The sequence below is a fragment of the Weizmannia sp. FSL W8-0676 genome (assembly GCF_038593015.1).
Classification (GTDB): domain Bacteria; phylum Bacillota; class Bacilli; order Bacillales; family Bacillaceae_C; genus Weizmannia; species Weizmannia coagulans.
Window position 1 is genome coordinate 1801102 of record NZ_CP151954.1, and the last position, 26716, is coordinate 1827817.

A 26716-nucleotide genomic window follows, 5' to 3' on the forward strand; every position below is an offset into this window, starting at 1 on the left:
GGCATAACGAAAAAATTTGCCGCTTGCATCAAAAAAGCAGCCATAAAAAGCGCGGCACAAAAGGAAATAGCGAAAAAGCATGCCTCTGGCCGCTAAAAAAACAAATGTTCATTTATCTCTTAAAATTCCATTCATCCGACCTGTACCGCCTGTCTGCCAGTTCTTCCACATACGCCTGTTGCGCCGGCGTCAAGGTGTACGGTTCCAGCCGGATGCCGAGCCCTTCTTCAAACCCCTTATGGAAAGCCTCTTTTGCTTCCCCGTATGTGACGGGAACGGTGCGTAGTTCATTGATTGCAACCGCCTTCTGCTTAAAACTCCGCTGCATTCTTTCCCTCACCCTGTCACTCGGATATTTAAACAGGCTGAACAGCTTCTCCTCATCCATATCGAGCAAAATCGAGCCGTGCTGCAAAATGACGCCTTTCTGCCGCGTCTGCGCGCTGCCGGCGACTTTTCTCCCTTCCACGACCAGTTCGTACCAGCTCGGCGTATCAAAACAAACCGAAGAATGCGGGGATCTTAGCGCCTCCCGTTCTGCTTCCGTCCGCGGCACCGCAAAATACGCCTCAAGGCCGAGCGCACGAAATCCCCTGACAAGCCCTTCCGAAATCACACGGTAGGCTTCCGTGACCGTTTTCGGCATATCCGGATGCGCTTCCGATACGATCACGCTGTAGGTCAGCTCGTGCTCGTGCAAAACAGCCCTTCCCCCTGTCGGACGCCGGACAAAGCCGAGCCCGTATCGTTTTACCGCTTCGAGATCGATTTCCTGTTTTGCCCGCTGGAAATACCCGATTGAAAGGGTGGCCGGATCCCAGCCGTAAAAGCGGATGGCGGGCGGGATCTCCCCTTTGCTGTGCCAGTCGAGCAGGGCCTCATCCAGCGCCATGTTAAAAAACGGCGGACAGTGGCCTGAATCTACAAACAACCAGGTTTCTTTTCCCATATGAACCCCTCTTCTTAAAAATATCACTTTACCAGTTTACCAAAAAACGACGAAAAACGGCAAAGCCCCGCTCACGTTTGTGCCGGTTTTTCCGCTAACATTAAAAACTCAAGGGCTACAGGCTTTTCAGGCGGAAAAACTGAAAAAATAGCGGTGACATGGCTTTCTGAAAAAAAGATTTTGATTCAGAAGCGCAACACGAATATAATAGTAGATAGCGCATCAGGTAAGAAAGGGGGCATGCAGATGTCACAATCGTGGTACACAGTCATCATTGTTATTGTTGCGGTAGCGGCGTATACACTCGCCAGATACTACCGGCAGAAAAAAATCCTGAAAAGCTTGACGGAAGAAGAATTCAAGGCGGGTTACCGCAAAGCGCAGCTCATTGATGTGCGCGAACCGAATGAATTTGCAAACGGACATATTTTAGGCGCCCGCAATATTCCGCTGTCTCAGCTGAAAATGAGATTAAAAGAGATCCGGACCGATAAACCGGTTTATTTATATTGCCAGAACGGGACGCGCACCGGGCGCGCCGCTGAAATGCTTTATAAAAACGGCTGCCGCGACCTTTACCAGTTGAAAGGCGGCTTTAAAAACTGGACAGGCAAAATCAAATCAGGGAACTAAAAAAATGCCGCGGCTTTGCCGCGGCATTTTTCCTTTTATTTTTTCACATAACGCAAAACCGGTTTTCGCGCCGCCCGCGTTTCATCCAGGCGTTTGACAATGGTTGTATGCGGGGCTTCCTGGACGATTTCCGGATTTTCCTCCGCTTCTTTTGCGATTTGGATCATCGCATCAATAAAGGCATCCAGCGTTTCCTTCGACTCGGTTTCCGTCGGCTCAATCATCATGCACTCTTCCACGTTGAGCGGAAAATACACGGTTGGCGGATGGAAGCCAAAATCAAGCAGCCGCTTGGCGATATCAAACGTCCGCACCCCGAGTTTTTTCTGGCGCCTGCCGCTTAACACAAATTCATGCTTACAATGGCGGTCATATGGTAGGTCGTAGTACGGCGCCAGCTTCCGCATCATATAATTGGCATTGATCACCGCATTCTCGGTCACTTCCCGCAAGCCGTCCGGCCCCATTGAACGGATATACGTATAGGCCCGGACATTGATGCCGAAATTGCCGTAAAACGGCTTCACCCTGCCGATTGATTGCGGCCGGTCTTCATCCAGATAATAGCGGCCGCCTTTTTTCGCAACAACCGGCACCGGCAAAAACGGGACCAGCTCTTTTTTGACGCCGACCGGACCCGAACCCGGGCCGCCGCCGCCGTGCGGGCCTGTAAATGTTTTATGAAGATTCAGGTGAACAACATCGAATCCCATATCGCCCGGGCGCGCCTTCGCAAGCACGGCATTCAGGTTGGCGCCGTCATAATACAGTTTGCCGCCCGCCTCATGGATAATTTCTGCAATTTCAAGAATATGCGCTTCAAACAGCCCGAGCGTATTCGGATTGGTAAGCATGAGCGCTGCGGTATCTTCCCCGGCAATTTTTCTTAAGTCGTCGAGATCCACAAGCCCTTCTTCATTCGACTTCACAGTGACCGTTTCGAAGCCGGCAACGGTCGCGGAAGCCGGGTTGGTGCCGTGGGCGGAGTCGGGAATGATCACTTTTGTCCGCTTTGTATCCCCGTTTGCTTCATGGAAAGCGCGGATCAGCATCAGCCCGGTCCATTCCCCGTGGGCGCCGGCAGCAGGCTGCAAGGTCACTTCATCCATGCCGGTAATCTCTTTTAAATGTTCCTGCAGGTCATACATCAGCCCGAGCGCCCCCTGGACGGTGCTTTCATCCTGAAGCGGATGGATATGGGCAAATCCCGGAAAGCGCGCAACCGTTTCATTGATTTTCGGATTGTATTTCATCGTGCAGGATCCGAGCGGGTAAAAACCGGAATCGACGCCGTGGTTGTTTTCTGACAGCTTTGTGTAGTGCCGCATTAAATCCAGTTCCGACACTTCCGGCAGTTCCGCATCCTGTTTGCGGATGTATTCAGGCGGAAAAAGGCCAGCAGCATCCACTTCCGGCACGTCCATTTCCGGCAGGCTATACGCGATCCGGCCTGGTTTGGACCGTTCAAAAATCAGCGACATTTCTTCATTTGCCATAGCACACGACCCCCATTTCTTCAGCCAATTGGTCAATCTCTTCTTTTGACCGCAATTCCGTCACGGCAATAAGCATGCAACCGGCAAATTCCGGGTAATCCTTGCCCGCATCATAGCCGCCGATGATTTTTTTCTGTAATAAATGTTCATTTACTTCTTGAACGCTTTTTGGCAATTTCACGGGAAACTCATTGAAAAAAGGAGACGAAAACGGGATTTCAAACCCTTTTTCCGCCAATTTCCTTTTCGCGTACTGTGCTTTTGCAATATTGGCCAGTGCCATTTCTTTTACGCCCTTTTTGCCGAGGGCGCTCATTGCCACCGATGCGGCAAGGGCATTGAGCGCCTGGTTTGAGCAAATATTGGACGTCGCTTTGTCGCGGCGGATATGCTGTTCGCGCGCCTGGAGCGTCAGCACATACCCCCTTTTCCCGTCCTCATCGACTGTTTCGCCAACAAGCCGGCCGGGTATTTTCCGCATCAGTTTTGACGTTGTCGCAAAGTAGCCGCAATGCGGGCCGCCGAATGCAGCCGGAATGCCGAAGACCTGGCAGTCGCCGGTTGTGATATCGGCGCCGAAATCGCCCGGCGGCGCAAGCACCCCTAAGGCAAGCAGATTGGCGGATACAACAAACAAAGCTTTTTCGCCATGGGCCAGTTCGCCGATTTCTTTTAACCGTTCAAGCGAACCGAAAAAGTTCGGGTATTGGACGATGACGGCAGCTGTCCCGCCGTCTATTTGTTTTTTGGCCGCTTCCAGGTCGGTACAGCCGTCTGCGAGCGGTATTTCTTCCACGGTGATGCCCTGTCCCCTGGCATACGTATGTAAAACGGCCCGGTATTCCGGATGGACAGCTTTTGAAACCAATATTTTCTTCCTCTTCGTCTGCCCGGCCGCAAGCATGGCCGCTTCAGCCATGGACGTGCCGCCGTCATACATCGAGGAATTGGCCACATCCATGCCGGTCAGCCCGCAAATCATCGTCTGGAATTCAAAGATGGCCTGCAGTTCCCCTTGCGAGATTTCCGGCTGGTAAGGGGTATAGGCCGTATAAAATTCGGATCTTGAGATCACATGGTCCACGACCGTTGGAATATAGTGGTCATAAACCCCCGCCCCCAAAAAAGAGGCATATTCTTTTAAATTGGCATTTTTCCCGGCAAGTTCTGACAGTTCTTTTAACAGCGCCGTTTCCGATTTTGCTTTTTTGATCCGGTAATCCCCTTTAAACCGCACTTTTTCGGGGATGTCGGAAAACAGTTCCCCGGCACTTCGGACCCCGATCGCATCCAGCATCTCGCGTTTATCTTCTTCCGTCATCGGCAGGTAACGGTGCATCACTTTTCCCCCTCCCCGTTTTTTTGCTTTTTATAGAACGGTGTTTGGACAACGACGGCTTTGATCTTTTTGGAACGGACATCCACTTCTACTTCGGTGCCGGGCGCGTCCCACGGTACACGCAAAAGGGCAAGGCCGATATTTTTCTTTAAAGTCGGCGACTGTGTCCCGGTTGTCACCATGCCAATCCGCTCATCCCCTGCATAAACGCTGTATCCGTGGCGCGGAATGCCGCGGCCGGTCATTTCGATGCCGGCAAGGCGCCGTTTCAGGCCTTCTGCTTTCTGTGCAAGGAGCGCCTGTTTCCCGATAAAATCCGCTTCTTTCTTAAGCTTTACAGCAAACCCGATGCCGGCTTCAAGCGGGGAAATGTCTTCTGCCAATTCCTGGCCGTAAAGGCAGAGCCCGGCTTCAAAGCGGAGCGTATCCCTCGCCCCGAGCCCGCACGGCAAAACGCCTTTTTCCCGGCCCTTCGCCAATATTTCGTCCCATAGCTTTGGCGCATCTTCACTGCGGCAGTAAATTTCAAAGCCGTCTTCGCCCGTGTAACCGGTTCTCGAAAGCAGCACTTGAAACCCTTCAACATTTGCGTTTTCAATAAATGAAAACGATGGAATGGTAAAAACATCCGCTTCTGGCGCAAGTTTTTGCATTACTTCCGCAGCAAGCGGCCCCTGGAGCGCGAGCTGGGCAACGTTTACGCTGATGTCCGTTATAGAAACATCCTCCGTCCGGTGTGAAACAAGCCATTTGTAATCTTTTTCCGTATTGGCGGCATTCACCACGAGCCAATACCGGTTTTCGCCCAATTGGTAAACCAGCAAATCATCGACTGTGCCGCCGGCTTCATTGCACATGGCGGTATATTGGGCAGCACCCGGCTTCAATTTGGACACATCGTTCGTCATCATTTTTTGAAGGAAGCCAAGGCTTTCCGGCCCCTCCACCAGGATTTCGCCCATATGCGAAACATCAAACAGGCCTGCCCGTGTGCGGACGGCTTCGTGTTCGGCTTTAATGCCCGAAAATTGCACCGGCAGTTCCCAACCGCCGAAACCGGTCGTTTTTGCGCCGTATTTCCGGTATACATCATATAATGGCGTCCGTTTTAATTCCGGCATTAGTACCCCTCCATTCTGTTTTTTATCCGGATGTGGATCCGGGAGCAAAAAAACAGGGAATATTCCGCCTGCTTCACGAAATATTCCCTGTCCTTGCACCTGAAAGTTTACCGAAAAACGGTTTTCCCCTTTGGTGGCTTCCCGAAAAAAGAAGCGCTCTCCAGAGATGCGTCAAATTAAGAGTCTTTTTGCCTGAGAGATTCACGTTTCCGCTTGCTCCGTCGGCGCTACAAAAAATGCAGTCTCTCCTCTTATTCTCATCCGCCAATATTCAGTTCAAAATCGGGCATACTAAAGTTAAAATGCCTGATGCAGGCTGTTCCATACGATTTTCCCTGTAAACCCTGTAAAAACTCTTGGTCAGTTTCATCGTATCATGACACCATTCTGAAAATCAATTGAATTTTTTAAAATAAAAAGCGGCTGTAAGAAATGGAAAACGATGCATCGGGGACGATTGGAAAAGGAGTGCAGGTAGCATGGAAGTCAACATTGAATTTGACCGCTCGTGGGAAACGGAATTGATGGAACGCTATCAGGAGGACGGGCCGTGGGGAAAATGGGAACTTTATAAGCTTGCAGTGGAAATGGAAAAACGGCTGGTCATTCCGGAATTTGAAGGGTTGCAGGCGCCAAAGCATCTGGCCAATGTCAAACCGCTTGCGCACCAGCTGGAAGCGGCCCGCCAGGTGGTTGAAAAGATGAACGGCAAAGCCATTTTGGCGGATGAAGTCGGGCTTGGAAAAACGATTGAAGCCGGCCTTATTTTAAAAGAATATATGATTCGCGGGCTTGCAAAAAAAGTGCTCATTTTGGTCCCGGCATCGCTCGTGTCGCAATGGGTCGCGGAACTGAACAGCAAATTCCATATTCCCGCTGTCGGGCAGAAGAAAAGTTATATGTGGGAGCAGTATGACTGTGTTGTCTCTTCCATTGACACCGCAAAAAGAAGCCCGCACCGCGACATCATTTACAATCAGCAGTACGACATGATTATTATTGACGAGGCGCACAAGCTGAAAAATCCGAATACAAAAAACTACGCATTTGTCCAGGGCTTAAAGAAGAAATTCTGCCTGCTTTTGACGGCGACACCGATCCAAAACCGGATCGATGAAATCTTCCACCTTGTCTCCCTGCTGAAACCCGGCCATTTAGGCAGCGAATCGAATTTCAGCAAAAAATATAAAAATGGGGACAGGCAGGTGAAAGAAGACGAACATTTGCGGAAGCTGGTCAGCAAAGTGATGATCCGGAACCGGCGCACAAACACCGGGGTGGAATGGACAAAACGGCGCGTTGAAACGGTGCTGATTGACTTCAGCAAAGAAGAGCGCGAATTGTATGACGCGCTGCAAACGATCCGCAGAGGCAGCGAATCGTACAGCCGCGCCGGCTTCTCGCTATTGACGCTGCAGCGCGAGGCGTGTTCGAGCCGGGAAGCCGTTTTTGTAACCTTAAAAAACCTGCTGAAAAAAACGGAACAGCCCTCGCCCGTTTTAGAAGAAACCGTTGCTGCGCTGATCCAGAAAATTGAAGCGATAAAAACCAATTCAAAAGCGGAAAAAGCGCTCGAGCTTATCCAAAACATTGATGATAAAGTGATCATTTTTACGGAATACCGGGCAACACAGCTTTACCTGCAATGGTTTTTAAAACAACACGGCATTTCATCCGTCCCGTTCCGCGGCGGCTTTAAGCGCGGCAAAAAAGACTGGATGCGGCAGCTGTTTGAAAACCGCGCCCAGGTGCTCATTGCGACAGAAGCGGGCGGTGAAGGGATCAACCTGCAATTTTGCCACCATATGATCAATTTTGACCTGCCGTGGAACCCGATGCGGCTCGAGCAAAGGATCGGGCGTGTCCACCGCCTTGGCCAGGAAAAGGATGTGCATATTTATAATTTCGCAACCAAAAATACGGTTGAAGAACATATCATGAAACTGTTGTACGAAAAAATCCATTTGTTTGAGCGGGTAATCGGGGAACTCGATGAAATTCTGACCCGGCTCGAATTCGGAAAACTGGAAGACCACCTGCTGGATGTCTTCCAAAACTCGCAATCGGAAGGCGAAATGAACATCAAAATGGAAAATCTCACCCAAATGATCGAATTTGCGGAAGCGGTACGGAAAGAGGAGGGAAATGCGGATGCTGCAGGAAGAAATACATCAATATCTTGAACGCTTTTTTGAAGCAAACGGCGCTGTATTGGTTGAAAACCGCCCCGGCTGGATGACGGTGCAGCTGACGATTGAACTGGATAAGGCGTTAATGAACCGGCCGTTTTACTGGTCCTATCTTGAAAAAACAGGCGGCATCCCGAATCCGATGACCGTCACGTTCATTACGGACCGGGAAAAAGCACCGGATACGGTAAAAGGGGAACCGGTCCATTTTGGAAGCCCCCGTCTGAACCAGATTTTCGAGACGGCAAAGCAGTTTTCCCGCTATATCCGCCTGTTTGAAGACGTCCGCCCCGGGCAAAAACAGGTGCCACTTTACCCTTGGCTTGGGATGAACGCCAAAATTTCGTACCGCTGTGATTTAAAAAAAGATGTATTCCGCTCGATCGGGTTGAATTTAATCCACGGCACAATGGCTGAAAATTTTCAGGACTGGCTGGAACAACGGGCACTGACGCCGAAAATTCCGGATTATTGTTTTACACTGACGCCGATTATCATGCCGAAAAGCGCCGTCAAAAGGATTGAACAGTATATCCGGCAAGGCCTGTCGAAAGAACCGCATCATTGGGCGGAAGAAGCGGTAAAACGGTGGCACCAGGATCTCGCGCTGTTGGACCATTTTTACGAAGATATGGAAGAGCGCCCGGAATCGTATGAAATTGAAAAACAGGCGCTGAAGGAACAGTATGAGCCGAAAATTACCGTTCATGTCCTAAACGGCGGCCTCTTTTATTTAAAAGATGCGTTTATATAAATCAGGCAGCCCCAAAAAGGCTGCCTGATTCTGCTACTGTTTTCTTTTGAAAAAGAGAAAAAAATAAGGAAGAATGCCGAACCATCTTTCGGCAAAAGGCGGCATCTCTTCCTTTTTCTCGTTCCGCTTTTTCTGCCGCTCGCTTTTTGGCGTGCTCATATGCTGCATCCATGTTTGTGCCAGCAATTTGACATAATCATTTGTCGACATTGGCGCCACCATCCTTACAGGCGCCAGTATAACCGAAAGCTTCCGTTTTTATGCGGCCGGAAATTTCCGCAACAATCTCCGCAACCGGTTTTCCCGTCGTATCAATAACCAAATCGGCACACGAAAGGTAAAACGGCCGCCTTTTTTTGTAAAGGGCGATGATCTCCTCCTTTGTCCTTCCTGTTGCGACAGGCCTTGAGGGGTCATTTTGAATGCGTGAAACTAGGATTTCCGGATCGCAATCCAGAAAAACCGTCACGCCGTCCCGTTTTAATAGACAGGCGTTCTCTTCCCGCATGACAATCCCCCCGCCTGTCATGATCACCCCTGCAAGCGATGCGGCCCGTTTCAGCATTTCTGTTTCTTTCCGGCGAAAATAGGCTTCCCCTTTTACAGCAAAAATGGCAGCGGGCGGCATTCCTTCCTCATCTTCAATCCAGCGGTCCAAGTCCGTCGCCCTACTTCCCAAAAGCGAGGCGAGCGCATGGCCGACAGTCGTTTTTCCGGCACCCATAAACCCGGTCAAATAGATCCTTTTGTTCATTGTTCCTCCCATTGAAGCACCTTTTTTTCTGCCTGATTATATCGTATCGTACTTTTAAACAGTTCACCACTGCCATTTTCCGCAGTTAAGGAAATCACTGCAGTATCCCCGTCCTGTTTGATATTGTAAGACACCAATCCGTCTGAAAAACGGAGTTCACCCGGGCTTTTGTCGCCTTTTTCCAATTTTTGCGCCGCCTCCCTGATGGCGAAAAGCGACATGGTATTCCGCAAATAATATTCCTTCACCAGCACGGCATATTTCTTTTCGCCTAGGTAAATATTTGTTCCCGAAATGACCATACTGCATGCGGCAAGCGCCAAAAACAGCACTACCGGCAAAATAAACCCTTTTTGCCTGTTCATCGGGCATTGCCCTCCGTTTGGCCGAAGAGCGCATGGCGGGAAAGAAAGGTCATTTCCGCTGTTTTTTCCGCACCATTCGGATAAACAGCGGACACTTTGACCCCGTTTCCTGTTGCCGCAAATTGGATGGACCGCACATTTTGGAGCACAATTTGATGCCCCTCACCGTCCACTCTCCGCCGCAAACTGTTCCGGTACGGTTCATACGTAACCGTCCTTCCTGCCTCGTTCAGTTTCAAAGTATTTTGGGCTGCCTGGCACGAGCTGCTCACCCGGATTTCTTTGCGCAACTGCATGAGAAAAAGATTCCACTCTTCATCTTCTTCCGGCCGGAATGCTTCCCCGGCTGTCCCGAATGTTTTCACTGCCAGGGGAAAAAGCGAGAACAAGGAAGTGACGAGAAACAGCACGCACACGCTTTCAAGCAGCGTAAAGCCTTTTTCATTGCCGAAGCGAAACACAAGTCTTGTTTTGCTCATGTTTGACACATGCCTTTCTGCCATTGTCTTTGATTTGAAATGTCCACGTGGCCCCGCCGGCCTTTTTTTCTTTTTCAACGACTTTTCCGGTAAAAGTCCATTCCTCCGTTTTTTCGTATAAAAAACGGGCTGCCTCCATCTCCTGTTTTGTCTCTTTGATCTGGCCAAGCATATGGAGAAACGGCGGGAACAGGCAGGCCGCCATCAGGCAAAATACGGCAAACGCAGCGATGACTTCCGGAAAAGTAAAGCCCCGTTCACTCTTCGACATAAAACCGCCCGCTTCCAATATGCGTAACCAGCTTGATTTGTTCTCCGCCGGACTGGAAATAGAGCGTGCCGAACTGGGTAACATTCCCGTCCGGCCCGATCGTATAGGAATGAAAGCTGCCGTTTTCGAACATTTTGATGCCTTCCGGAAGCTTTCTTTTTACAATCGCCGCATTTTTCCTCGCCTCAAAAATGGAATACATATTGTTCTGGCGGAAAAATTGGACGTATACGTTCGTCTGGCGGGAAATCGCGTCCGTTTGCGCCAGGTACAAATCATTTTCAAGCTGGTTGATGAACATTTTTTTGACGGTCGTATGTTTCACCGGCTTAAATCCGGCAAACGCAAGGGCGGTGATCACGGATACAATCAACAAAACAACGAGCATTTCCGGAAAGGTAAAACCGGCTTCGTTTTTTGGCCGCTTCACTTTGCAACCTCCGTTACTTTCCCGTCCGCCCCGATGTTCACTCCGTTTCCATTTGGGCAGCTCGTTTTCGATACATAGCCGCCGTCTTTTAACTGGCTGATGGATGACGGATATTCATTGTGGTCCATTTCATACGCCTGCACCTGTCCCTGCACCATGGCAATGAACGCATCGCAGCCTTTATTATTGATCGCATCGGTATGCTTGGAAATGTTCGGAATCATCAAAAACAAGAGAACCGTAATGACGAGCAAAACAATCAGCATTTCGATCAGCGTAAAACCTTTTTCATTTTTGATAAAAGACATGGACAATTTCTCCTTTCTTTTTTTGTGGGAAGGCTTGAAGCCCCGCCATCCGGCACGCCTTCCCCGGTTAAACCGCGTCAATCATCTGGAACATCGGCAGCATGATCGACAAATAAATGGCGACCAAAAAGAAACCGATGAAAATAAACACAACCGGTTGAATCAGCCCGAACAGGCTTTGGATTTTCTCTTCCATTCTTTTCAAGCTAATTTGGCTGTAATAATAGAGCTCCTGATCAAGGCGCCCGTTTTTCTCCCCGTGGCGGACCAAAATGACCAGCTGTGGCTCGATAAACGGGACAGAAGCCAGGGCCCGGGAGAACGTCTCACCAGCAAGCAGTTTTTCGCGCAAATATTTTGCAGTATCGCGCCAAAGCGGCTTAAAATTTTGCGATTCCATGACATGCAAAATTTCATAGACGGAAAAACCGCTTTTCAGCATAAAGCTCCATTCTCTTGCCAAAAACTGGCTGTAATAGCTGGTATAGTAAAAGCGGGATACCGGCAGCCGCGAAAGCCACGCCGCCTGCCTCAGCGGTTTTTTTCGTTTAAAATAGAGAAAAAAGAGTGTGAAAAATAGGAAGAGAAAAATACTTGAAACCAGGATAACATGCGGGGCCTGTTCCATGATGGTAAGGAACAGCCGGAGATTTCGCGAAGGTTTGTAGTCCATTGCGACATACATATGTTCAAATTGCGGCAGCAGCACGTTTCTCACAAAAGCCGTGGCGATAAACAGCGCGGCTGCCAATATGAGCGGATAACGGATCAGTTTCCAAAAGGCAAGGGCATCCTCATGTTTTTTCAATAAGTAGGCGCCCGCCTCTTTAAGGGCAGCAACCATCTCCCCGTGCCGTCCGGCAAAATAAATTTGCATGCATGCATTGGCATCAAACCGGTGTTTCAGCAGCACGTCATGGAGCGATGTTCCGTTTTGCAGCTGTTTGTTCATGGAACGCGCATTCAGTTCGCCGTCCACATGCCCGAGAAAATCGATGGCATCCGCAATCGGAAATCCGTTTTCGAGCATTTCACCGACCCGGGTAAGAAAGCGCCCCTGCAGTTTGAGGCTTATCCGCTTCTTCCTCTTCGGCAATCCAGCGGTGATACTCTTCTTCAGAAATGTATCCAAGCACAATCCCCTTTCTGAGCCATTCTTTCAGTGTCGGATAATGATAGTAGACTTGTTCCCCCTTTGCTTCTTTCAACACTCGCTGCAAATTTTTCCCGTACAGCAGCTCATATACCGCGGTTTGCCGCTTTTCTCGGCTGCGTGGGCAATCTTGCGAATCATGCGGACAGCGGATCCCACCGCATACCGGGCATCGCAATGTAATCAGCCGCTGTGCGCTGACTGCGAGCAAAGTCTGCTCCATTTCGTGGATGCTCACGCCGAATTCCATCATCCTGTAGATCGCGCCCTTTGCGTCACGCGTATGCAATGTCGTCAGCACGAGATGGCCGGTGAGCGATGCGCGGACCGCAATTCTTGCTGTTTCGGCATCGCGGATTTCCCCCACCAGGATAATATCCGGATCATGGCGCAAAATTGCTTTCAGCCCTGTGCTATAAGTAATGCCTGCTTTTTCATTCACCTGCACCTGCAAAAACGAATCGCTTTGTTTTTCAACAGGGTCTTCCAGTGTAATTACATTCCGTAAAAACCGTTTTGCGCAGTGCTCAACAAGCGTATACATCGTCGTCGACTTGCCGCTTCCGGTCGGACCGCTGAAAATCAGCATGCCGTGCGAATGGTTTAATAGCGCCATTAATTTTTTCGTGCTCGATGGAAAAAGTGAAATTTGGCTGAGCTGGAATTGTTCTTCGTGGGGCAAAATCCGGATGACGAGGCTCTCTTTGGAAAGAGAGGTTGGCAGCGTCGAAATCCTTAAGGAGATCGTCTGCTGCAAAACGTTCATGGCAAACGACCCGCTTTGGGGTTTCCGTTTTTCACTGATATCCATGGAAGACATAAATTTCAAATGGGATATCAGCCTTTCCCCGGCTTTCGCGGAAAGGTTGCGGTGGGGGTACAGCCTTCCGTACTGCCGGAACTGGACATGGTAATGCTTTTCTTTCGGAACGATATGGACATCGGTCACATTGTTTTTTACCGCCTGTCCGATCAAAAGTTCCGCAATTTTTTCAACTGACATAATCCATCACATACCACCTTTCTTTTTGGGATATTCTCTCATTTCGACACGGCTTTCAAAATTCCTGCTTTAAAACAAAAATTTTTTCGCTATTTTTTCTCTTAGCGACAAAAAAGTGTGTGATTTTTGTCACAAATTTTGGCGTTGTTATCATTTATAATATAGATAGGATAAAAAATATAGAGGTGTTTAATATGGAACCAACATTAAAAGTGATCAACGCCCTTTCTGACCCGACCCGCTACTCGATTTACCAATTTGTACTGAAGAAACGGAGCGAAGTATCCGTCCAGGAAGTGGCCAATGAATTTCATATTCATCCAAATGTGGCAAGGCTCCATTTGTCGAAGCTCGAAGATGTAAAGATAATTTCATCCGAACTGAACAAAACCGGAAAAGGCGGGCGCCCGGCAAGGCTGTATAAAAGCTCTGAACAAGTGGTGGAACTTTCCTTCCCGCACCGTGAATACAAATTGCTGTCCAACATTTTGCTTGAAGCCATCAACAAAATGAAACTGGCAGATGCAGGCCTTTTGAAAGAGATCGGCCGGGAGTACGGAAAACGGATCATCGAAAACATCTTAAAAAACATGAATAAAACAAAAGACCAGCTGACATTTAATGAAAAATTATCTGTGCTCGCAAGCGTGTCCACCGTGGACGGATACTGCATCGAAACGCTGGAAACAACAGACAAGAACGAACTCGATTACCATGTATACAACTGTCCGTTCCGGGAATTAATCCATCACTCGGCGGATGTTTGCGAGGTGCATGTTGCTTATATTCACGGGTTGTTTGAAGCGTTGTTTGACGATTTCGACATCAACCAGCAGGAAACCATGCTTCATGATTGCAGCGAATGCATTTATCATGTGAAAGTTGCTAAAGTTGCGAATTAAGTACCGGTTGTGTTTACACCCCTTCTTTGTTCCTTTATAATATAACTTGATGGACATAAAAAGAAGGGGTGGTTCATTTGGATCGTATGTACCGCGTATTGGGTTTCTGGACTGGTGTAATGGCAGTCATGTTTTTCCTTGGCGGCATGAAAGAAACCGCTTTACTGTTTCTGGCCCAGACCGGTTTCTTTGTGCTTGTCAGCTACTTGAAACTGTCCGAACGCATGTATATGTACATCTTTGGGGCTTATTTAACAATTTTCTTCGCCGGCTTTACGTACTACACCACGTTTATACTCACACCCGGCTTCGGCGAATAACCTGTTCCTCTTAAAAGTCTGCTTGCTCTTTCCTTGCACTAAAAAAACCGGCATTCGCTGCCGGTTTTTTTATCCCCCCAAAAACGGGTTGGAACTTTTTTCGGCCCCGATCGTTGTCTGCGGCCCGTGTCCCGGGAACACGATTGTATCCGGGTGCAAAACCAGTAACTTTGTATGAATGCTTTCCTGCAAAACGCCATGGTTCCCGCCCGGAAGATCGGTCCGCCCAATGCTGCCGGAAAAAAGGGCGTCCCCTGAAAAGACAATGTTGTGATCAGGCAGCCAGTACGAAACGCTCCCCGGGGAGTGGCCCGGCGTTTCCAGCACTTGAAGCGAAAAAGAGCCGATTTTCAACATGTCTTCCCCGGCGATAAGCTTTTCCGCCCCGCGCGCGCTGATTTCTCCCATCCCGAAAAAATGGGAGCCGTTTTGCCCTGGATCCCCGAGCCACATCTCTTCCTTTTGATGGATATAGGCCGGGATTTTGTACGCATCCCTTACCGCATCAAGGGCGCCAATATGGTCAAAATGGGCATGCGTTAAAAGCACCGCAAGCGGGTTCAGCGCATTTTCCCCGATAAAAGCGTGCAGCCTTTCAAATTCCGCTCCGGGGTCAAATATCAAACAGTCTTTTTCGTGGTTCCACAGGATATAGCAATTCGTCTGAATGGGCCCGACCGGCAATTGTTTCCATTTCATTCGTATCCCTCCTCCCTTATTGTATCATGTTTTCATCCGTAAAAAATGCCTGTTCATTTACTCGACAAATCACCAGACCGGTTGTAAAATAAAGATAATTGAATACCTTTTCATTATAAGGGGGATGTCATGGGTACAGTCATTATTTTCAGTCTCGTCTCCATACTGTCACTGATTGGTTTCATTACTGCGGCCAAAAACAAAAATATCCTCGGATTTATTTTCGGCATCATTTCTTTTGCCCTTTTCGGCTGGTTTGCCATCATGACCGTCATCCATTCGGGCTACCCGGCCTTTACTTAATGCTGAAAAAGCGGCGCCATGCCGCTTTTTTTCATCTCATTATATCGCTGTTTGTAGTATGCCAAAATCAGCGCGTATCATGGAAGGGGGCGCCCCGCTTAAATTTTATTTAACGCCAGCCACGCTGCCCCGAGCACGCCGGCATCGTTTCCCAATGTGGCAAGTTCCAGTTTTGTCGATTTGCCGACCGTGTTGAACGCGTATTTCAAAAAATAAGCGCGCACCGGGTTTAAGAGCGTTTCGCCTGCTTTTGACACCCCGCCCCCCAACACGATTTTTTCCGGATTTAACGTATTGGCCACACTTGCCAGCGCAAGCCCGAGGTATTTTGCCGTTTCGTCAACAATTTCGTGGGAAAGGGCATCTCCCGCTTTCGCAAAGTCAAACACGTCTTTGGCGCTTACCGATCCGCTTCGGGCATACAAATCTTTTAACGGGGACGCGCCGCTAAATGCAGCCAGTTTCGCTATGGCTGTCCTGACCACGCCTGTTGCGGAAGCGACTGTTTCAAGGCAGCCGGTTTTCCCGCAGTTGCATCGTGCCCCGCCTTCCGGGATGACGGTAATATGGCCGATTTCGCCTGCCGCCCCTTTTACGCCGTGGACGATATCCCCGCCTGTAATGATGCCGCCGCCGACACCGGTGCCAAGCGTAACGAAGACCATTTCCCCGGAACCTTTCCCGGCGCCTTTCCACATTTCACCGAGTGCCGCAACATTTGCATCATTATCGATCACCACTTTTAACCCCGCCAATTTTTGCAATGTCCCGGCAACCGGATAATGCTGCGCCCAGCCGATATTGACGGACTCATAAATCACGCCGGCTTCCATATCAACCGGCCCCGGTACGCCGAGGCCGATCCCTGTGATCTCTTTTTTCTCCCGCTTTGCCCGGGCCAATTCGTCCTCAATCGATTTTGCGATATTCGGAAGGATCGCTTTCCCCTCGTTAGCCGTCACAGTCGGGATCTCCCATCTGTGTACAATATCGCCTGCTTCATTCACAAATGCCAGTTTTGTGGAGGTGCCCCCCAAATCAATGCCAATGATCCACTTCTCAGCCATTTCGCTCACCCTCCATTTTTTTCTCTTTTTCCAACCGTTTTTCCTGCCTGATGATCAACAGGGCGGTTTCGTATTCGCGGTTTTCCAGCACCCTTGCCTGGTACAACTGCCTCAGTTCCAATTCCATCAGCTCGAGATCGGCAAGCCGGTCCCCGATATAGACAATAATTCCGAATTTTTTCAAAAGCTGTTGCACATCATAAAGCGTTCTCATTTCGACCCAGCTTTCATTTATAAAAAATCTGTTCCAATAAAAGTATAGTCGATTGTGCAACTTCTAACAAGCATCAAATTGCGGAAATTTGCTGGATCATTTGGCCGCCCGGCGTGGAAGTGCGCCGTGAAACCTTGCCCGGTGCATTTTTTGAAGGATAGCCGCGGAAACCCGCGGCGCCCCTATATACCGGCGCGCTTCCCCCGGCCCTAAAGAGAGAAATTTTTATCCCGGCACGATCCGTCCCCCGAAAGGCCCGCACTTGCACGCCAAAGAAGCGGACCGGAACCGAAACGGGGGCATGCTTATTAGTCTGCCGGGTGAATGCCGCGCAGGCCCATATAAACGAGGAAAGCGGCAATAAGAAGAGCCGGAAGCTGCACACCGATGCGCTTCCGTTTCGGAAAGTGGACGATGCATGCTGCAAGAAAGCCGCCGAAAAGCCCGCCAAGATGCCCGAAATTGTCAATGCCGGAAACGGAAAAACCGAAAACGAGATTAATGATGATGAGCGTAATGACACTCGATCCCATTGTCCGGAAAAAAAGATCTCGGTAAGCCGTCCCGATGTAAAGAAGCGCGCCGAACAAGCCAAAAATCGCACCGCTTGCGCCAGCAGAAAGGCTTGGTGAAAACAGGAAGCTGGCCAGGCAGCCTGTAAACCCGGCGAACAAATAAATCAGGGCAAAGCGCGCCTTGCCGTAAATCCGTTCGACAAGCGGTCCGATATAGTATAAAGAGAGCGAATTCATAAAAAGGTGCATGATCCCGATATGAATAAAAACGGGCATAATCAGCCGCCAATATTGCCCTTCCATAATCAGCGGATTGTACTTGGCGCCGAAACGGATCAGGTTTTGCGTATTCTGCGTCCCGCCGGTAAGCGACATAACAATAAACACGGCAATCTGTACGGCCAGAAAGACGTATGTAAAAAACGGCCTGCCCGCGTCAAACAGCTGCCGTTCCTCCTCTTCCCGGCGCGCCTCGGCTTCGAACACCGTCCGCTGTAATGCATAGGCGTCCCCGCTCATCGTTTCAGGCGCAATGGCAAGCCGGCTTTCCGTGAACGGACGCAGCTTACTGATCCCGGGACCAGGATTCTCCCCTTCAATCAATACGCTGCGGAGTTCCGTTTTTCCGCCATTGATATGCATCGGTTCATCCAAATAGATTTCATAATCGTCAACCGGCGCATACTCGCTTACGTAAATATTGAGTACGCGCGGAGCAAGCCGCTTTATTTGTTTGCATAAATCTTCAGCCTGTGCGCAACAATCGCGGATGTCGCGGTATAACCAGTTGCCCCAGTCGATGTCATACCGCAAAAGACGCACAAGCGGCAAATTCTTCTTTTTTGTATTGGCAAGCCACATTTCATCCCGGTTTTCACTCAAAAACAGGATCCGGTACTCCTGTTCCACGACAAAATGGCGGCTGATTGCCCAAAACAAAACATCTGCCCTACTGTTCACGATTTCCCCTGCCTTTTTCCATCCATTTTATCCTAACTATATCGAAAAAAAGAGCGGAGTGTAAAGCGTTTGGCCTTTTACACCCGCCCTTTTTTCACCGTTATTGAAAAACCTGGCCCATGACGCGCGACCGTAATCCGGGAATCCGCATTGCCGCCGTGACCGCCAATTTTCTCGCAGGGCCGTACCCAAATACAGTGTTTAATACCCGGTAACGGTTCCGGTAAGCTGCTGAAAACAGAAGCAGCACCGCCATCCACTTCACCCATCTGTTCATGGCGATTCCTCCCCCGAAAAATTTTCTGCAACTCATTTCTATTTTTCCTGCCGGGGGAGAAATTATCCGCTAACGCTGTGGCAAAAGAAAAAACAGCAGGAAAACGCCTGCTGTTTACTTTGTTTCGCGATGTACGGTTGCACGTTTGTCCCGCGGGCAATATTTTTTCAATTCAATACGGTCCGGGGTCGTACGTTTATTTTTTGTTGTAATATAGTTACGCTCACCGCATTCCGTGCAAGCCAGTGTAATGTTTACACGCATGTTTCATCCCTCCATCTTTCTCAATCGATCGTGCATACGACTTTTCTATCATAGCATTTTTCACGTACGATTGCCAGTATGTTTTTTCAAACAAAACCGTTCTTCCCACCGGCTGCCGATATATGTGAAATTTTCACTTGAATGGGGCAAGCAAGCCCGCCGGTCCCGCTTTGCTGGCACGAATTGGCCCCCTCTTGCCGGATAGGCGGTACACTTCACAGGAAAATCATGATATAACTAACAATAGTACTTTGCAATGAAAAAGGAGAGAACTGGATGGTTATGACGCTGATTGTGTTACTGGCGCTTTCTGTGGTATTGTTTCTTATTTCGTTTTTCCGCCAGGACCACGCACATCTGGTAGAACAGGAACTGGAAGATTTGTCTTTAAAATTTTTCCAGGAAACGTACCAGATCAAAAAAAGATTGCAGACGCTCGAAGAAGAATTTATGATGCCCGGAGCCGATCCGCTTCTTCCGGATCCGTCCGGCAAAAGTCCGGTCAATGAAATTGTAAAAAACCAGGTGCTCGCTTTGTTCCGGCAGGGCCTTTCATTCGAACAGATCGCAAGGCAGTCCGCCCTCCCCGTAAACGAAGTGAAACGCATCATTTCCGGTGCCATGCAAACACCAGAATAGATTTATACAGAAAACGGATAACAGGGTTCCCCCTGTTATCCGTTTTTTCCTCAGCCGGAGACGGCCTAGTTGGCATTTGCAACTGTCTTTTCCGGCGTATTTGTTGCTTTGCTCTCCTCTTTTTTCTTCAGATCAAAATAGGCTTTAAACACACGGTTTGCAATTTTTAAATTCGTGTGCGGGTCGGATGCTCCCCCCATATAGGACCATGGCACGACGACCGAGATGGCAATTTCCGGATGATTGTACGGCGCATAGCCGACAAAAGTGGAATTCCATGCATTGCTCCAGAGAGAAGGATGTGTTCTTCCTGCGGCGTCGTATTTTTCCACCAGTTCACCGCCATAAACAGCCTGGGCTGTCCCGGTTTTCCCTGCCACTTTCAGGCTGGAATCAATCCGCCCGTAAGCTGTTCCGTGGGGAACGTTCACCACATTATAGAAACCTTGTTTGACGCGGTTGATGTATGATTCTTTCATATCCACACGGTTTAAGACCGTCGTGCCGACTTCTTTCTCGACAGGCCCGAGTGTCTTGCCGTCCGGGCTTGGTTCACGGATTTCCTTCGCAAGATGCGGCTGCACACGGTAACCGCCGTTTGCGATCGTGGAAACATACTGGCAAAGCTGCAGCGGCGTATACGTGTCAAACTGCCCGATCCCAAAGTCGAGCACGTTCCCGCTGTTCGGCGGAACTTCCGTTTGGTAGCCGCCGACTTCGCCCGGAAGGTCAATACCGGTTTTGACGCCAAGCCCGAACTGGGCAAAATATTTGCGCAATGTCCGGATCGTTTTCATTTTGTCAATCCTGAGCGGGCCATTTGGCACATAATTGTGCTGCCCGCCGATCGCCATCACCGTCCGGAACATATATACGTTAGATGAAACCTGCAGGGCCCTTAAGTCGTTAATCGCCCCAAAACCGTTGGCAACCCACGATTTTTTCACAGGGGTGCCGGCAAAATGGAGCGGCTGGTCGACATATACACTTCCGGGCGAAATGGCCCCGGTCTGGAACCCGGTCAAAACAGTCGCACCTTTTACCGCAGAACCCGAAGGATAAGCAGTTGTCATATTCCCGAGCGCAAAGTCCTTGATTTTCGCAGACCCGTTTTTTGTGACCACCTGTTTGCCGGCCATTGTCAGCACTTCTCCGGTATTCGGGTTCATGACGGTAACAAAGGCACGGTCAACAAGCGGATTGCTTGCGCGGGCCGCTTTGATTTCATCGGTAATAATTTTCTCCACTTCTTTTTGCAGGTCAATGTCAATAGACAGGACAAGGTCGCTGCCCGGCTTCCCTTTGCTGATCACTTTTGAAGAGATGACATTCCCTTTTTTATCCTGTTTCGCTTCCACTTTTTCTTTTTCGCCGCTCAAGACATCTTCATACTGCTGTTCAATGTAGCTTTTCCCGACGCGGTCATTGCGGCTGTATCCACGGGCCGTGTAGTACTGCTCCTTGTCGGCAGGCAAGCCTTCTTTTTCGGTTGTCACATCGCCGAGGATTGACCCTAAAACCGAATCGTTGCTGTTTGCCTCTTTGAACACATAGTTCCGTTCCCAGTCGGTTGTAATGTCCACGCCCGGCAGCGCTGAAAGATTCTCGCTCACAGTCGCATACTCTTTATTTGTCACGCCCGTGTTTTTGATAATTTGCGGGGACAGCACATAGCCGGCCGACATTTTGCTGTAGATCGCGAGCACATTGAGATCTTCCGGCGACATTGAATCCAGATCCTGTTTCGTAATCCGCTTCAGCTGCAACTTGTATATTTTGTCGCTGTCGTTGTCGAGCTTTGCCTGTTCTGCTTTGGAAACGAGCTGTTTTGCCGCTTTCGGATGGGTCAGGATCCAAAAGTCTTTTTTATCCCGGTCCGTCAGCCGTTTCACATCCGCATCCGGCACTTTGATGATTTCCCCGAGTTTCCTTGCCACTTTCAGCATTTTTTTGTTATCATCCGCCTGGGTTCTCGTATATGTGATCGCCTTCAGCGCTTTATTGCCCACAATCACTTTATAGTTCCGGTCAAGAATTCTTCCTCTTGGAACAGAAGTATGGATCGTCTTGTCTTCCGTCTGTTCAAGTTCTTTTTTGTAATCCTGGCCGTAGACAATCTGCACAATGCCCAGACGCACGACTAAGACCGAAAAAAGCACAAAAACAGCAAAGAACAGCATATTCATTCTAAATGGAATATGCGACCGCTTTTTCCGCTTCTTTTTTTTCAACCTTTTTCTGCTCCTCCCTTCGCCATCGGCTATACATTCCATTTTAGCGAAAAAATGCGGACATGGCTATAAAAAATACCGCCATTTTTGGAAACGGCGGCCCTACATATCCCCAATCCGGATATTCCTTGTAAAAAGCGAAATGCACAAATGCCCTGCCCCAATGACTAGCATCAGCACGCGGATGCTCACCTGGCTGTTGAAAAAAGTGACGGCTGCAATGAAAAGTAAAATCGAAGCAACTCTGCCGGCATTGGTAAATATTTCAAGCACGACAACATACTCAATCCGTGCTTCCGCTGCTTTCCATGCCCTGCCGATCACATCGTATGTCATCGAATTATACGGGACAAGCAGAAGCGGGTAAGCAATCGCAATCGTTGCGGCATAAAGCAGCATTCTCGGATAGGTGACTTCAAAAACAAACAAAAACACGGCCGCATACAGAAGCAGCCCGCCCCAAAAAATCGAGCGCTGGCGGTGCTTGATTTTAATATAACGGGCAACGAGCGTGTACCCGAGAAACTGCAAGCAGGAATTGATCAGCCCGAACGTGCCGAGAGAAAGCTCGCTCCCCGTAGAAAGGAACACGAAAACGGAAATCATAAACACAAACGTGCCATCCCTTAAACCTTGGACAAAATGGGCGCTTGTAATCCGTTTCCAATTCGGGTTGTGATGCCGTTCTTTTACGATTTGCTTAAACAAATAACGGCCGTGTGCAGGGCGCGGCGCAATAAAAAAACTGAGGACGACGGCAAGGGCAAACAGGATCAGGGAGAGGGCAAAAACGACCGTATAACCGGTTTTTCCGATTGCTGAAATGATCAGCCCTGCGGCAAACGGCCCGGCCATGCCGCCGATGGAGCCGAATGCCCCCATAAAGCCGTTAAAAAAATCCCTCGTCTCAGGCTCCGTAATTTCAAACGTCAGTACGTTGTAGGCGAGCCAGTAAAAGCCGTAGCCGATCCCGAGCAGCCCGCCAAGCAAAACGATAAAATCGCCGGCATGCCCCCGCGAAAACAGCACGCATAAATAAAACAGCGCCAAAAAGGCAACCCCGATCCTGAACACCATAACCCTGTCCACTTTTTTTGCCCATCTTCCCGCGATGATAAAAGTGAGCGGCTGCAGGATGACAACCGATAAATTATATACCGCCAGATCTATGTACTTCCCTGTCTGCTTCCATAAATATATGTTAACGAAAGAATTGGACAGCGAAACGCTTAAAGAATAAAGCCCGCCGATCGCAAGTAGCAGCAGCAGATCTTTTGACAATTCTATATCTCCGAACCATTTTTGCACACGCTTCATAAATCAAAACTCCCCCCATTCCCCTATATTGTTTTGAAAAACGGGGGCGTTTATGCACGGGCGCATGCAAAAAGGGCATGCACGCAAATTGCGCGGCACGCCCTTTTTTAAATGGAGCACGATTATTTCGCTGCTTCGTACAGTTTTTCCACTTCGTCCCAGTTTACAACATTCCAGAATGCAGAAATATATTCCGGACGGCGGTTTTGGTATTTCAAATAGTAAGCATGTTCCCAAACATCAAGGCCAAGAACCGGTTTTTTGCCTTCGGAAAGCGGGTTGTCCTGGTTCGGGGTGCTCATAATTTCGAGCTCGCCGTTATGGACAACAAGCCATGCCCAGCCGGAACCGAAACGGCCTGCTGCAGCAGCTGCAAATTGTTCTTTGAAATTTTCAAAGCTGCCGAATTTGCTGTTGATCGCGTCAAGCAGCGCGCCTTTAGGTTCGCCGCCGCCATTTGGCGAAAGCAGCGTCCAGAACAGCGAGTGGTTGGCATGCCCCCCGCCGTTGTTGCGAACCGCTGTACGGATTTCTTCCGGAACCGCATTCAAATCCGAAATTAAGTCCTCAACGGATTTGGAAGCAAGATCGTCATGGCCTTCCAGCGCTTTGTTCAAGTTGGTGACATAAGTATTATGGTGCTTCGTATGGTGGATGTTCATCGTTTCCTTGTCAATATAAGGCTCCAGTGCATCATACGCATACGGCAATTGCGGTAAAGTGTACGTCATATCTTTATTCCTCCTTTATGTAATGTTTTGAACCGGAAAGATTCAAAGATTTGTCATATTTAATGTACCAAAACCGGTTGATAGATGGCAAATTTTACGCCTGCATTTTTCAGAATCCCCCCGGGTTCTAATTGCAGCATACCGGCATATACTGGTAGCACTCATAAAGGAGGGAATGTCCATGTTGAAAAAAATCGCTGTGCTCTTTTTCGCTGCCCTTATCTCTTACTGCATCTACTACGATCTCCACGCAGGCACAATCCCGACGAATGCAAAAGAAACAGCCGGAAAAACCGTTGCCGTACAACCGCAAACAACGCACCGCCCGTATGTCACAGCCAAAGTCCATTCCGGTGACACGGTGCTTACGATTATCAAACAAATATCGGGCGGGCCGGCGCCTTCGATTGAAAAAGCGATCCGTGATTTCAGCAAACTGAACGGCGGAATTGCACCGGAAGACATCCAGATCGGACAAACGTACCGATTTCCCATTTACGGCGAATCCCGGTAAAATGCGGACAATGGCTTGTCAATCGGGGCAGTCAATTGTTAAAATGTAAGTTGGTAAAATGTTTATGGACTGACAGATCATTAAAGGAGCGAATATCCTTGGGTGAGATCATACACCGTACAAAAACGCGCCCTGTCAAGGTCGGAAACTTGACGATCGGGGGCAGCAATGAACTATTCATTCAAAGTATGACGACGACGAAAACACATGATGCCGATGCAACCGTCCGCCAGATTGAGCGGCTTGAAGAAGCAGGCTGCCAGATCGTGCGCGTTGCTGTCCCGGATGAACGGGCGGCAAGGGCTATTCCCGACATAAAAAAAAGAATCCATATCCCGCTTGTCGCGGATATCCACTTTGATTACCGGCTTGCGTTAATCGCGATTGAAGGCGGTGTCGATAAAATCCGGATTAATCCGGGCAATATCGGCAAGCGTGAAAAAGTCGAAGCGGTCGTGAAAGCGGCAAAAGAGCGCGGCATCCCAATCCGGATCGGCGTCAATGCAGGAAGCCTTGAAAAACCAATTTTGCAAAAATACGGATACCCTACAGCAGACGGCATGGTCGAAAGCGCCCTGCACCATATCCGGATTCTCGAAGACCTGGATTTTCACGACATTATCGTTTCCATGAAAGCCTCGGACGTCCGCCTTGCCATCGAAGCGTACGAGAAAGCGGCAAGGACATTTGACTACCCGCTCCATCTCGGCATTACCGAATCCGGGACGCTGTTTTCCGGCACCATCAAAAGTGCCGCAGGGATTGGGGCGCTTTTAAATATGGGAATCGGCAACACGCTCCGCATTTCTTTAAGCGCCGACCCGGTGGAAGAAGTGAAAGTCGCGCGCGAGCTGCTGAAAATATTCGGGCTTTCCTCCAATGCCCCAACGCTCGTTTCGTGCCCGACTTGCGGCCGGATTGCGATCGATTTGATCAGCATCGCAAACGAAGTCGAAGAATATTTACAGACCATTAAAGCGCCGATTAAAGTTTCTGTCCTCGGCTGCGCCGTCAACGGCCCCGGCGAAGCAAGAGAAGCGGATATCGGCATCGCCGGCGCACGCGGGGAAGGCCTCCTGTTCCGCAAAGGGAAAATCATACGGAAAGTGCCGGAAGATCAAATGGTGGAAGAACTGAAAAAAGAAATCGACATGCTTGCCGAAGCGTATTACCAAAAACAGGCTGCGCAAAACGCGAACCCCGTCTGACCGAAACACCGGCGTAAAACAAGCCGGTGTTTCTTCATGCGCGGCAATGTTTATCCTGCCGGCCCGGCCCTTGCAAACGGGCCCGGGTAACAGGCAGCACGATCGCTTCACATTCAAAACACAAAGGAGGCGCACCATGGTGAAAAAATACCGTTTCGGCATTGACATTGACGGGACTGTGACAGACCCTGAAACGCTTATTCCGTTCATTAACGATGCCTTTCACATTGGCCTGAAATATGAAGACTTAACGAAGTATGAGATCACAGATGTCGTCGATATTCCTGCCGGGACATTTGCCGACTGGTTTATCCGCTCGGAGCCTGTGATCTATGCAAAATCCCCGGTTGCAAAAGGGGCAAAAGAAGTGTTAAACAAATGGGCAGACCGGTTTGAGCTGTATTTTATCAGCGCACGCGCATCCTATCTCTTTGATGTGACCAAAAACTGGTTTACAAAACAACAGCTGAAATACCATCATATCGAGCTGATCGGCACGCATCATAAAGTGGAAACCGCAAAAAAGTACAACGTTGATTTGTTTTTGGAAGACAAACATGACAATGCGGCTGCCATTGCACAAACCCTTGGCATCCCCGTCCTTCTGTTTGACACCCCGTACAACCGGGATCCCGTCCCGGAAAATGTGTACCGGGTGAAAAACTGGAAAGAAGCGGACGACTGGGTCAGGCGCTGGATCACCCAATCCGGCCGCGCCGCACACGATTAAAGGGCTCCTTCTTTCTGTAAGGGGCAGGCCGGATTGGGGGTGCGCTTTTTGCGGGTGACCTGTGCGCCGCCCGCTTGGCTTATTTCTTGAAAATGCATGTGTGAAAATTTCCAAGTATTTAACAAACCCTGCCGGAAGCAGGGTTTGTTAAATATTTTGCCGCGTTTCATCTGCCATGCATTCCGGGCACGTGCCGTAAATTTCAAACTTATGGCCGGAAATGGCATACCCTTCCAAACCGCTCACCATTGGCATCGGGCAATCCGGGATTTCTTTCGTCTTCCCGCACGCCAGGCAAATAAAATGGTGATGGTGGTGGTTTGTCGAGCATTTGAAACGGAAATGCTTTTCACCGGACAGCTCTGTCACTTCCAGTATGCCAAGTTCAGCAAAAAGCGATAAATTCCTGTAGATCGTATCAAAACTGAGGCCCGGATACGCATCTTTCATCCATTCGAGCACGTCTTTTGCCGTCAAATACTTATTGCTCTCCGAAAACAAATCGAGCATTTTTTCCCTTTTTCCTGTATGCTTATAGCCGTTTTCCTTCAAGATTTCAATTGCCTCATCCAAAAGCATGT

Annotated in this window: 33 protein-coding genes and 1 riboswitch; of the genes, 10 read left to right on the plus strand and 23 right to left on the minus strand. The window is 49.3% G+C overall.

Annotated elements, in window-relative coordinates; translation table 11 throughout:
* Nucleotides 1-112 precede the first annotated feature (112 nt).
* On the minus strand, nt 113-949 hold the full coding sequence (locus tag NST20_RS08840; RefSeq protein ID WP_017553551.1) for a biotin/lipoate A/B protein ligase family protein: 837 nt from the start codon (nt 947-949) through the stop codon (nt 113-115).
* Nucleotides 950-1195: 246 nt separating this feature from the next.
* Here NST20_RS08840 and NST20_RS08845 point away from each other — a divergent pair, with 246 nt between their 5' ends.
* Nucleotides 1196-1582, plus strand: a complete 387-nt coding sequence (locus NST20_RS08845) for a rhodanese-like domain-containing protein (RefSeq protein ID WP_013859633.1) — start codon at nt 1196-1198, stop codon at nt 1580-1582.
* A 35-nt stretch (nt 1583-1617) separates the two neighbouring features.
* On the opposite strand, the gene gcvPB is transcribed toward NST20_RS08845, so the two are convergent.
* The 3 genes from gcvPB to gcvT are packed head-to-tail and all read right to left on the minus strand — an operon-like array spanning nt 1618 to nt 5538.
* A complete protein-coding gene (gene gcvPB, locus NST20_RS08850) occupies nt 1618-3078 on the minus strand; it encodes an aminomethyl-transferring glycine dehydrogenase subunit GcvPB (protein WP_013859634.1) in 1461 nt (486 codons plus the stop codon).
* A complete protein-coding gene (gcvPA, locus tag NST20_RS08855; protein ID WP_029141284.1) occupies nt 3068-4420 on the minus strand; it encodes an aminomethyl-transferring glycine dehydrogenase subunit GcvPA in 1353 nt (450 codons plus the stop codon). Before gcvPA ends, gcvPB begins: the two co-directional genes overlap by 11 nt.
* A complete protein-coding gene (gene gcvT / locus NST20_RS08860) occupies nt 4417-5538 on the minus strand; it encodes a glycine cleavage system aminomethyltransferase GcvT (RefSeq protein ID WP_013859636.1) in 1122 nt (373 codons plus the stop codon). The genes gcvPA and gcvT overlap by 4 nt, the downstream gene beginning before the upstream one ends.
* A 170-nt stretch (nt 5539-5708) precedes the next feature.
* Nucleotides 5709-5799, minus strand: a riboswitch (glycine riboswitch).
* A 218-nt stretch (nt 5800-6017) separates the two neighbouring features.
* On the opposite strand from gcvT, the gene NST20_RS08865 reads away from it, so the two are divergent.
* Entirely contained in the window at nt 6018-7721 is a 1704-nt protein-coding gene (locus NST20_RS08865) for an SNF2-related protein (protein ID WP_342399299.1), read from the plus strand.
* Nucleotides 7690-8481, plus strand: coding sequence for a YqhG family protein (locus NST20_RS08870; protein WP_342399300.1), 792 nt, complete (start codon nt 7690-7692; stop codon nt 8479-8481). The genes NST20_RS08865 and NST20_RS08870 overlap by 32 nt, the downstream gene beginning before the upstream one ends.
* Nucleotides 8482-8514: 33 nt before the next feature.
* Here NST20_RS08870 and NST20_RS08875 read toward each other — a convergent pair whose 3' ends face one another.
* From NST20_RS08875 to comGA, 9 genes are all read right to left on the minus strand, one after another.
* Nucleotides 8515-8691, minus strand: a complete 177-nt coding sequence (locus tag NST20_RS08875) for a YqzE family protein (RefSeq protein WP_064485109.1) — start codon at nt 8689-8691, stop codon at nt 8515-8517.
* Complete coding sequence (locus NST20_RS08880) at nt 8678-9235, minus strand: shikimate kinase (protein WP_342399301.1); 558 nt, start codon at nt 9233-9235, stop codon at nt 8678-8680. The genes NST20_RS08875 and NST20_RS08880 overlap by 14 nt, the downstream gene beginning before the upstream one ends.
* On the minus strand, nt 9232-9600 hold the full coding sequence (gene comGG, locus NST20_RS08885) for a competence type IV pilus minor pilin ComGG (protein ID WP_029142070.1): 369 nt from the start codon (nt 9598-9600) through the stop codon (nt 9232-9234). Before comGG ends, NST20_RS08880 begins: the two co-directional genes overlap by 4 nt.
* Nucleotides 9597-10079, minus strand: a complete 483-nt coding sequence (gene comGF, locus NST20_RS08890) for a competence type IV pilus minor pilin ComGF (RefSeq protein ID WP_342399302.1) — start codon at nt 10077-10079, stop codon at nt 9597-9599. The genes comGG and comGF overlap by 4 nt, the downstream gene beginning before the upstream one ends.
* Nucleotides 10042-10350, minus strand: coding sequence for a type II secretion system protein (locus NST20_RS08895; RefSeq protein WP_029142068.1), 309 nt, complete (start codon nt 10348-10350; stop codon nt 10042-10044). Before NST20_RS08895 ends, comGF begins: the two co-directional genes overlap by 38 nt.
* Nucleotides 10337-10780 carry a competence type IV pilus minor pilin ComGD gene (gene comGD, locus NST20_RS08900; protein ID WP_029142067.1) on the minus strand — a complete coding sequence of 148 codons (444 nt, stop codon included), beginning with the start codon at nt 10778-10780 and terminating at the stop codon, nt 10337-10339. The genes NST20_RS08895 and comGD overlap by 14 nt, the downstream gene beginning before the upstream one ends.
* The gene (comGC, locus tag NST20_RS08905) at nt 10777-11088 is read right to left on the minus strand and encodes a competence type IV pilus major pilin ComGC (protein ID WP_013859645.1); all 312 of its coding nucleotides are present in this window, start codon (nt 11086-11088) and stop codon (nt 10777-10779) included. Before comGC ends, comGD begins: the two co-directional genes overlap by 4 nt.
* A 67-nt stretch (nt 11089-11155) precedes the next feature.
* Nucleotides 11156-12220, minus strand: coding sequence for a competence type IV pilus assembly protein ComGB (gene comGB / locus NST20_RS08910; RefSeq protein WP_342399303.1), 1065 nt, complete (start codon nt 12218-12220; stop codon nt 11156-11158).
* Entirely contained in the window at nt 12120-13244 is a 1125-nt protein-coding gene (gene comGA, locus NST20_RS08915; protein ID WP_013859647.1) for a competence type IV pilus ATPase ComGA, read from the minus strand. Before comGA ends, comGB begins: the two co-directional genes overlap by 101 nt.
* Before the next feature lie 194 nt (nt 13245-13438).
* Here comGA and NST20_RS08920 point away from each other — a divergent pair, with 194 nt between their 5' ends.
* Nucleotides 13439-14146 (plus strand): helix-turn-helix domain-containing protein, encoded by a 708-nt coding sequence (locus NST20_RS08920; RefSeq protein ID WP_258921440.1) that lies wholly within the window; start codon nt 13439-13441, stop codon nt 14144-14146.
* 77 nt (nt 14147-14223) lie between these two features.
* Complete coding sequence (locus NST20_RS08925; protein ID WP_014098019.1) at nt 14224-14466, plus strand: DUF2626 domain-containing protein; 243 nt, start codon at nt 14224-14226, stop codon at nt 14464-14466.
* Between the two features lie 69 nt (nt 14467-14535).
* On the opposite strand, the gene NST20_RS08930 is transcribed toward NST20_RS08925, so the two are convergent.
* Nucleotides 14536-15165 carry an MBL fold metallo-hydrolase gene (locus tag NST20_RS08930; RefSeq protein ID WP_013859649.1) on the minus strand — a complete coding sequence of 210 codons (630 nt, stop codon included), beginning with the start codon at nt 15163-15165 and terminating at the stop codon, nt 14536-14538.
* A gap of 129 nt (nt 15166-15294) precedes the next feature.
* On the opposite strand from NST20_RS08930, the gene NST20_RS08935 reads away from it, so the two are divergent.
* Nucleotides 15295-15468 (plus strand): DUF2759 domain-containing protein, encoded by a 174-nt coding sequence (locus NST20_RS08935; RefSeq protein ID WP_019720590.1) that lies wholly within the window; start codon nt 15295-15297, stop codon nt 15466-15468.
* Between the two features lie 98 nt (nt 15469-15566).
* Here the strand turns inward: NST20_RS08935 and NST20_RS08940 are convergent, their stop codons facing one another.
* The 5 genes from NST20_RS08940 to rpmG form a co-directional block, all read right to left on the minus strand.
* On the minus strand, nt 15567-16535 hold the full coding sequence (locus NST20_RS08940) for an ROK family glucokinase (protein ID WP_342399304.1): 969 nt from the start codon (nt 16533-16535) through the stop codon (nt 15567-15569).
* A complete protein-coding gene (locus NST20_RS08945; protein ID WP_342399305.1) occupies nt 16528-16749 on the minus strand; it encodes a YqgQ family protein in 222 nt (73 codons plus the stop codon). Before NST20_RS08945 ends, NST20_RS08940 begins: the two co-directional genes overlap by 8 nt.
* A 308-nt stretch (nt 16750-17057) precedes the next feature.
* On the minus strand, nt 17058-18224 hold the full coding sequence (locus NST20_RS08950) for a rhomboid family intramembrane serine protease (RefSeq protein WP_041819143.1): 1167 nt from the start codon (nt 18222-18224) through the stop codon (nt 17058-17060).
* 100 nt (nt 18225-18324) lie between these two features.
* Nucleotides 18325-18501: a hypothetical protein gene (locus NST20_RS08955; protein ID WP_017554330.1), complete on the minus strand. Its 177-nt coding sequence runs from the start codon at nt 18499-18501 to the stop codon at nt 18325-18327.
* Between the two features lie 114 nt (nt 18502-18615).
* The gene (gene rpmG / locus NST20_RS08960; protein ID WP_014098013.1) at nt 18616-18765 is read right to left on the minus strand and encodes a 50S ribosomal protein L33; all 150 of its coding nucleotides are present in this window, start codon (nt 18763-18765) and stop codon (nt 18616-18618) included.
* 276 nt (nt 18766-19041) lie between these two features.
* Between rpmG and NST20_RS08965 the strand changes: the two genes are divergently transcribed.
* Nucleotides 19042-19404 (plus strand): hypothetical protein, encoded by a 363-nt coding sequence (locus NST20_RS08965; protein WP_237348206.1) that lies wholly within the window; start codon nt 19042-19044, stop codon nt 19402-19404.
* 65 nt (nt 19405-19469) lie between these two features.
* Here the strand turns inward: NST20_RS08965 and NST20_RS08970 are convergent, their stop codons facing one another.
* The 3 genes from NST20_RS08970 to sodA form a co-directional block, all read right to left on the minus strand.
* Nucleotides 19470-21635 (minus strand): penicillin-binding protein 2, encoded by a 2166-nt coding sequence (locus tag NST20_RS08970; protein WP_342399306.1) that lies wholly within the window; start codon nt 21633-21635, stop codon nt 19470-19472.
* Between the two features lie 102 nt (nt 21636-21737).
* The gene (locus tag NST20_RS08975; RefSeq protein ID WP_207368170.1) at nt 21738-22952 is read right to left on the minus strand and encodes an MFS transporter; all 1215 of its coding nucleotides are present in this window, start codon (nt 22950-22952) and stop codon (nt 21738-21740) included.
* 122 nt (nt 22953-23074) lie between these two features.
* Nucleotides 23075-23683 (minus strand): superoxide dismutase SodA, encoded by a 609-nt coding sequence (sodA, locus tag NST20_RS08980; RefSeq protein ID WP_342399307.1) that lies wholly within the window; start codon nt 23681-23683, stop codon nt 23075-23077.
* A gap of 181 nt (nt 23684-23864) precedes the next feature.
* Here sodA and NST20_RS08985 point away from each other — a divergent pair, with 181 nt between their 5' ends.
* The 3 genes from NST20_RS08985 (at nt 23865) to NST20_RS08995 (ending at nt 26135) form a co-directional block, all read left to right on the plus strand.
* Complete coding sequence (locus NST20_RS08985) at nt 23865-24197, plus strand: hypothetical protein (RefSeq protein ID WP_029142057.1); 333 nt, start codon at nt 23865-23867, stop codon at nt 24195-24197.
* Between the two features lie 107 nt (nt 24198-24304).
* A complete protein-coding gene (ispG, locus tag NST20_RS08990) occupies nt 24305-25405 on the plus strand; it encodes a flavodoxin-dependent (E)-4-hydroxy-3-methylbut-2-enyl-diphosphate synthase (RefSeq protein ID WP_142236779.1) in 1101 nt (366 codons plus the stop codon).
* Between the two features lie 136 nt (nt 25406-25541).
* Nucleotides 25542-26135, plus strand: a complete 594-nt coding sequence (locus NST20_RS08995; protein ID WP_342399308.1) for a hypothetical protein — start codon at nt 25542-25544, stop codon at nt 26133-26135.
* Between the two features lie 147 nt (nt 26136-26282).
* Here NST20_RS08995 and NST20_RS09000 read toward each other — a convergent pair whose 3' ends face one another.
* A complete protein-coding gene (locus NST20_RS09000; RefSeq protein WP_014098005.1) occupies nt 26283-26714 on the minus strand; it encodes a Fur family transcriptional regulator in 432 nt (143 codons plus the stop codon).
* Between the last annotated feature and the right edge of the window lie 2 nt (nt 26715-26716).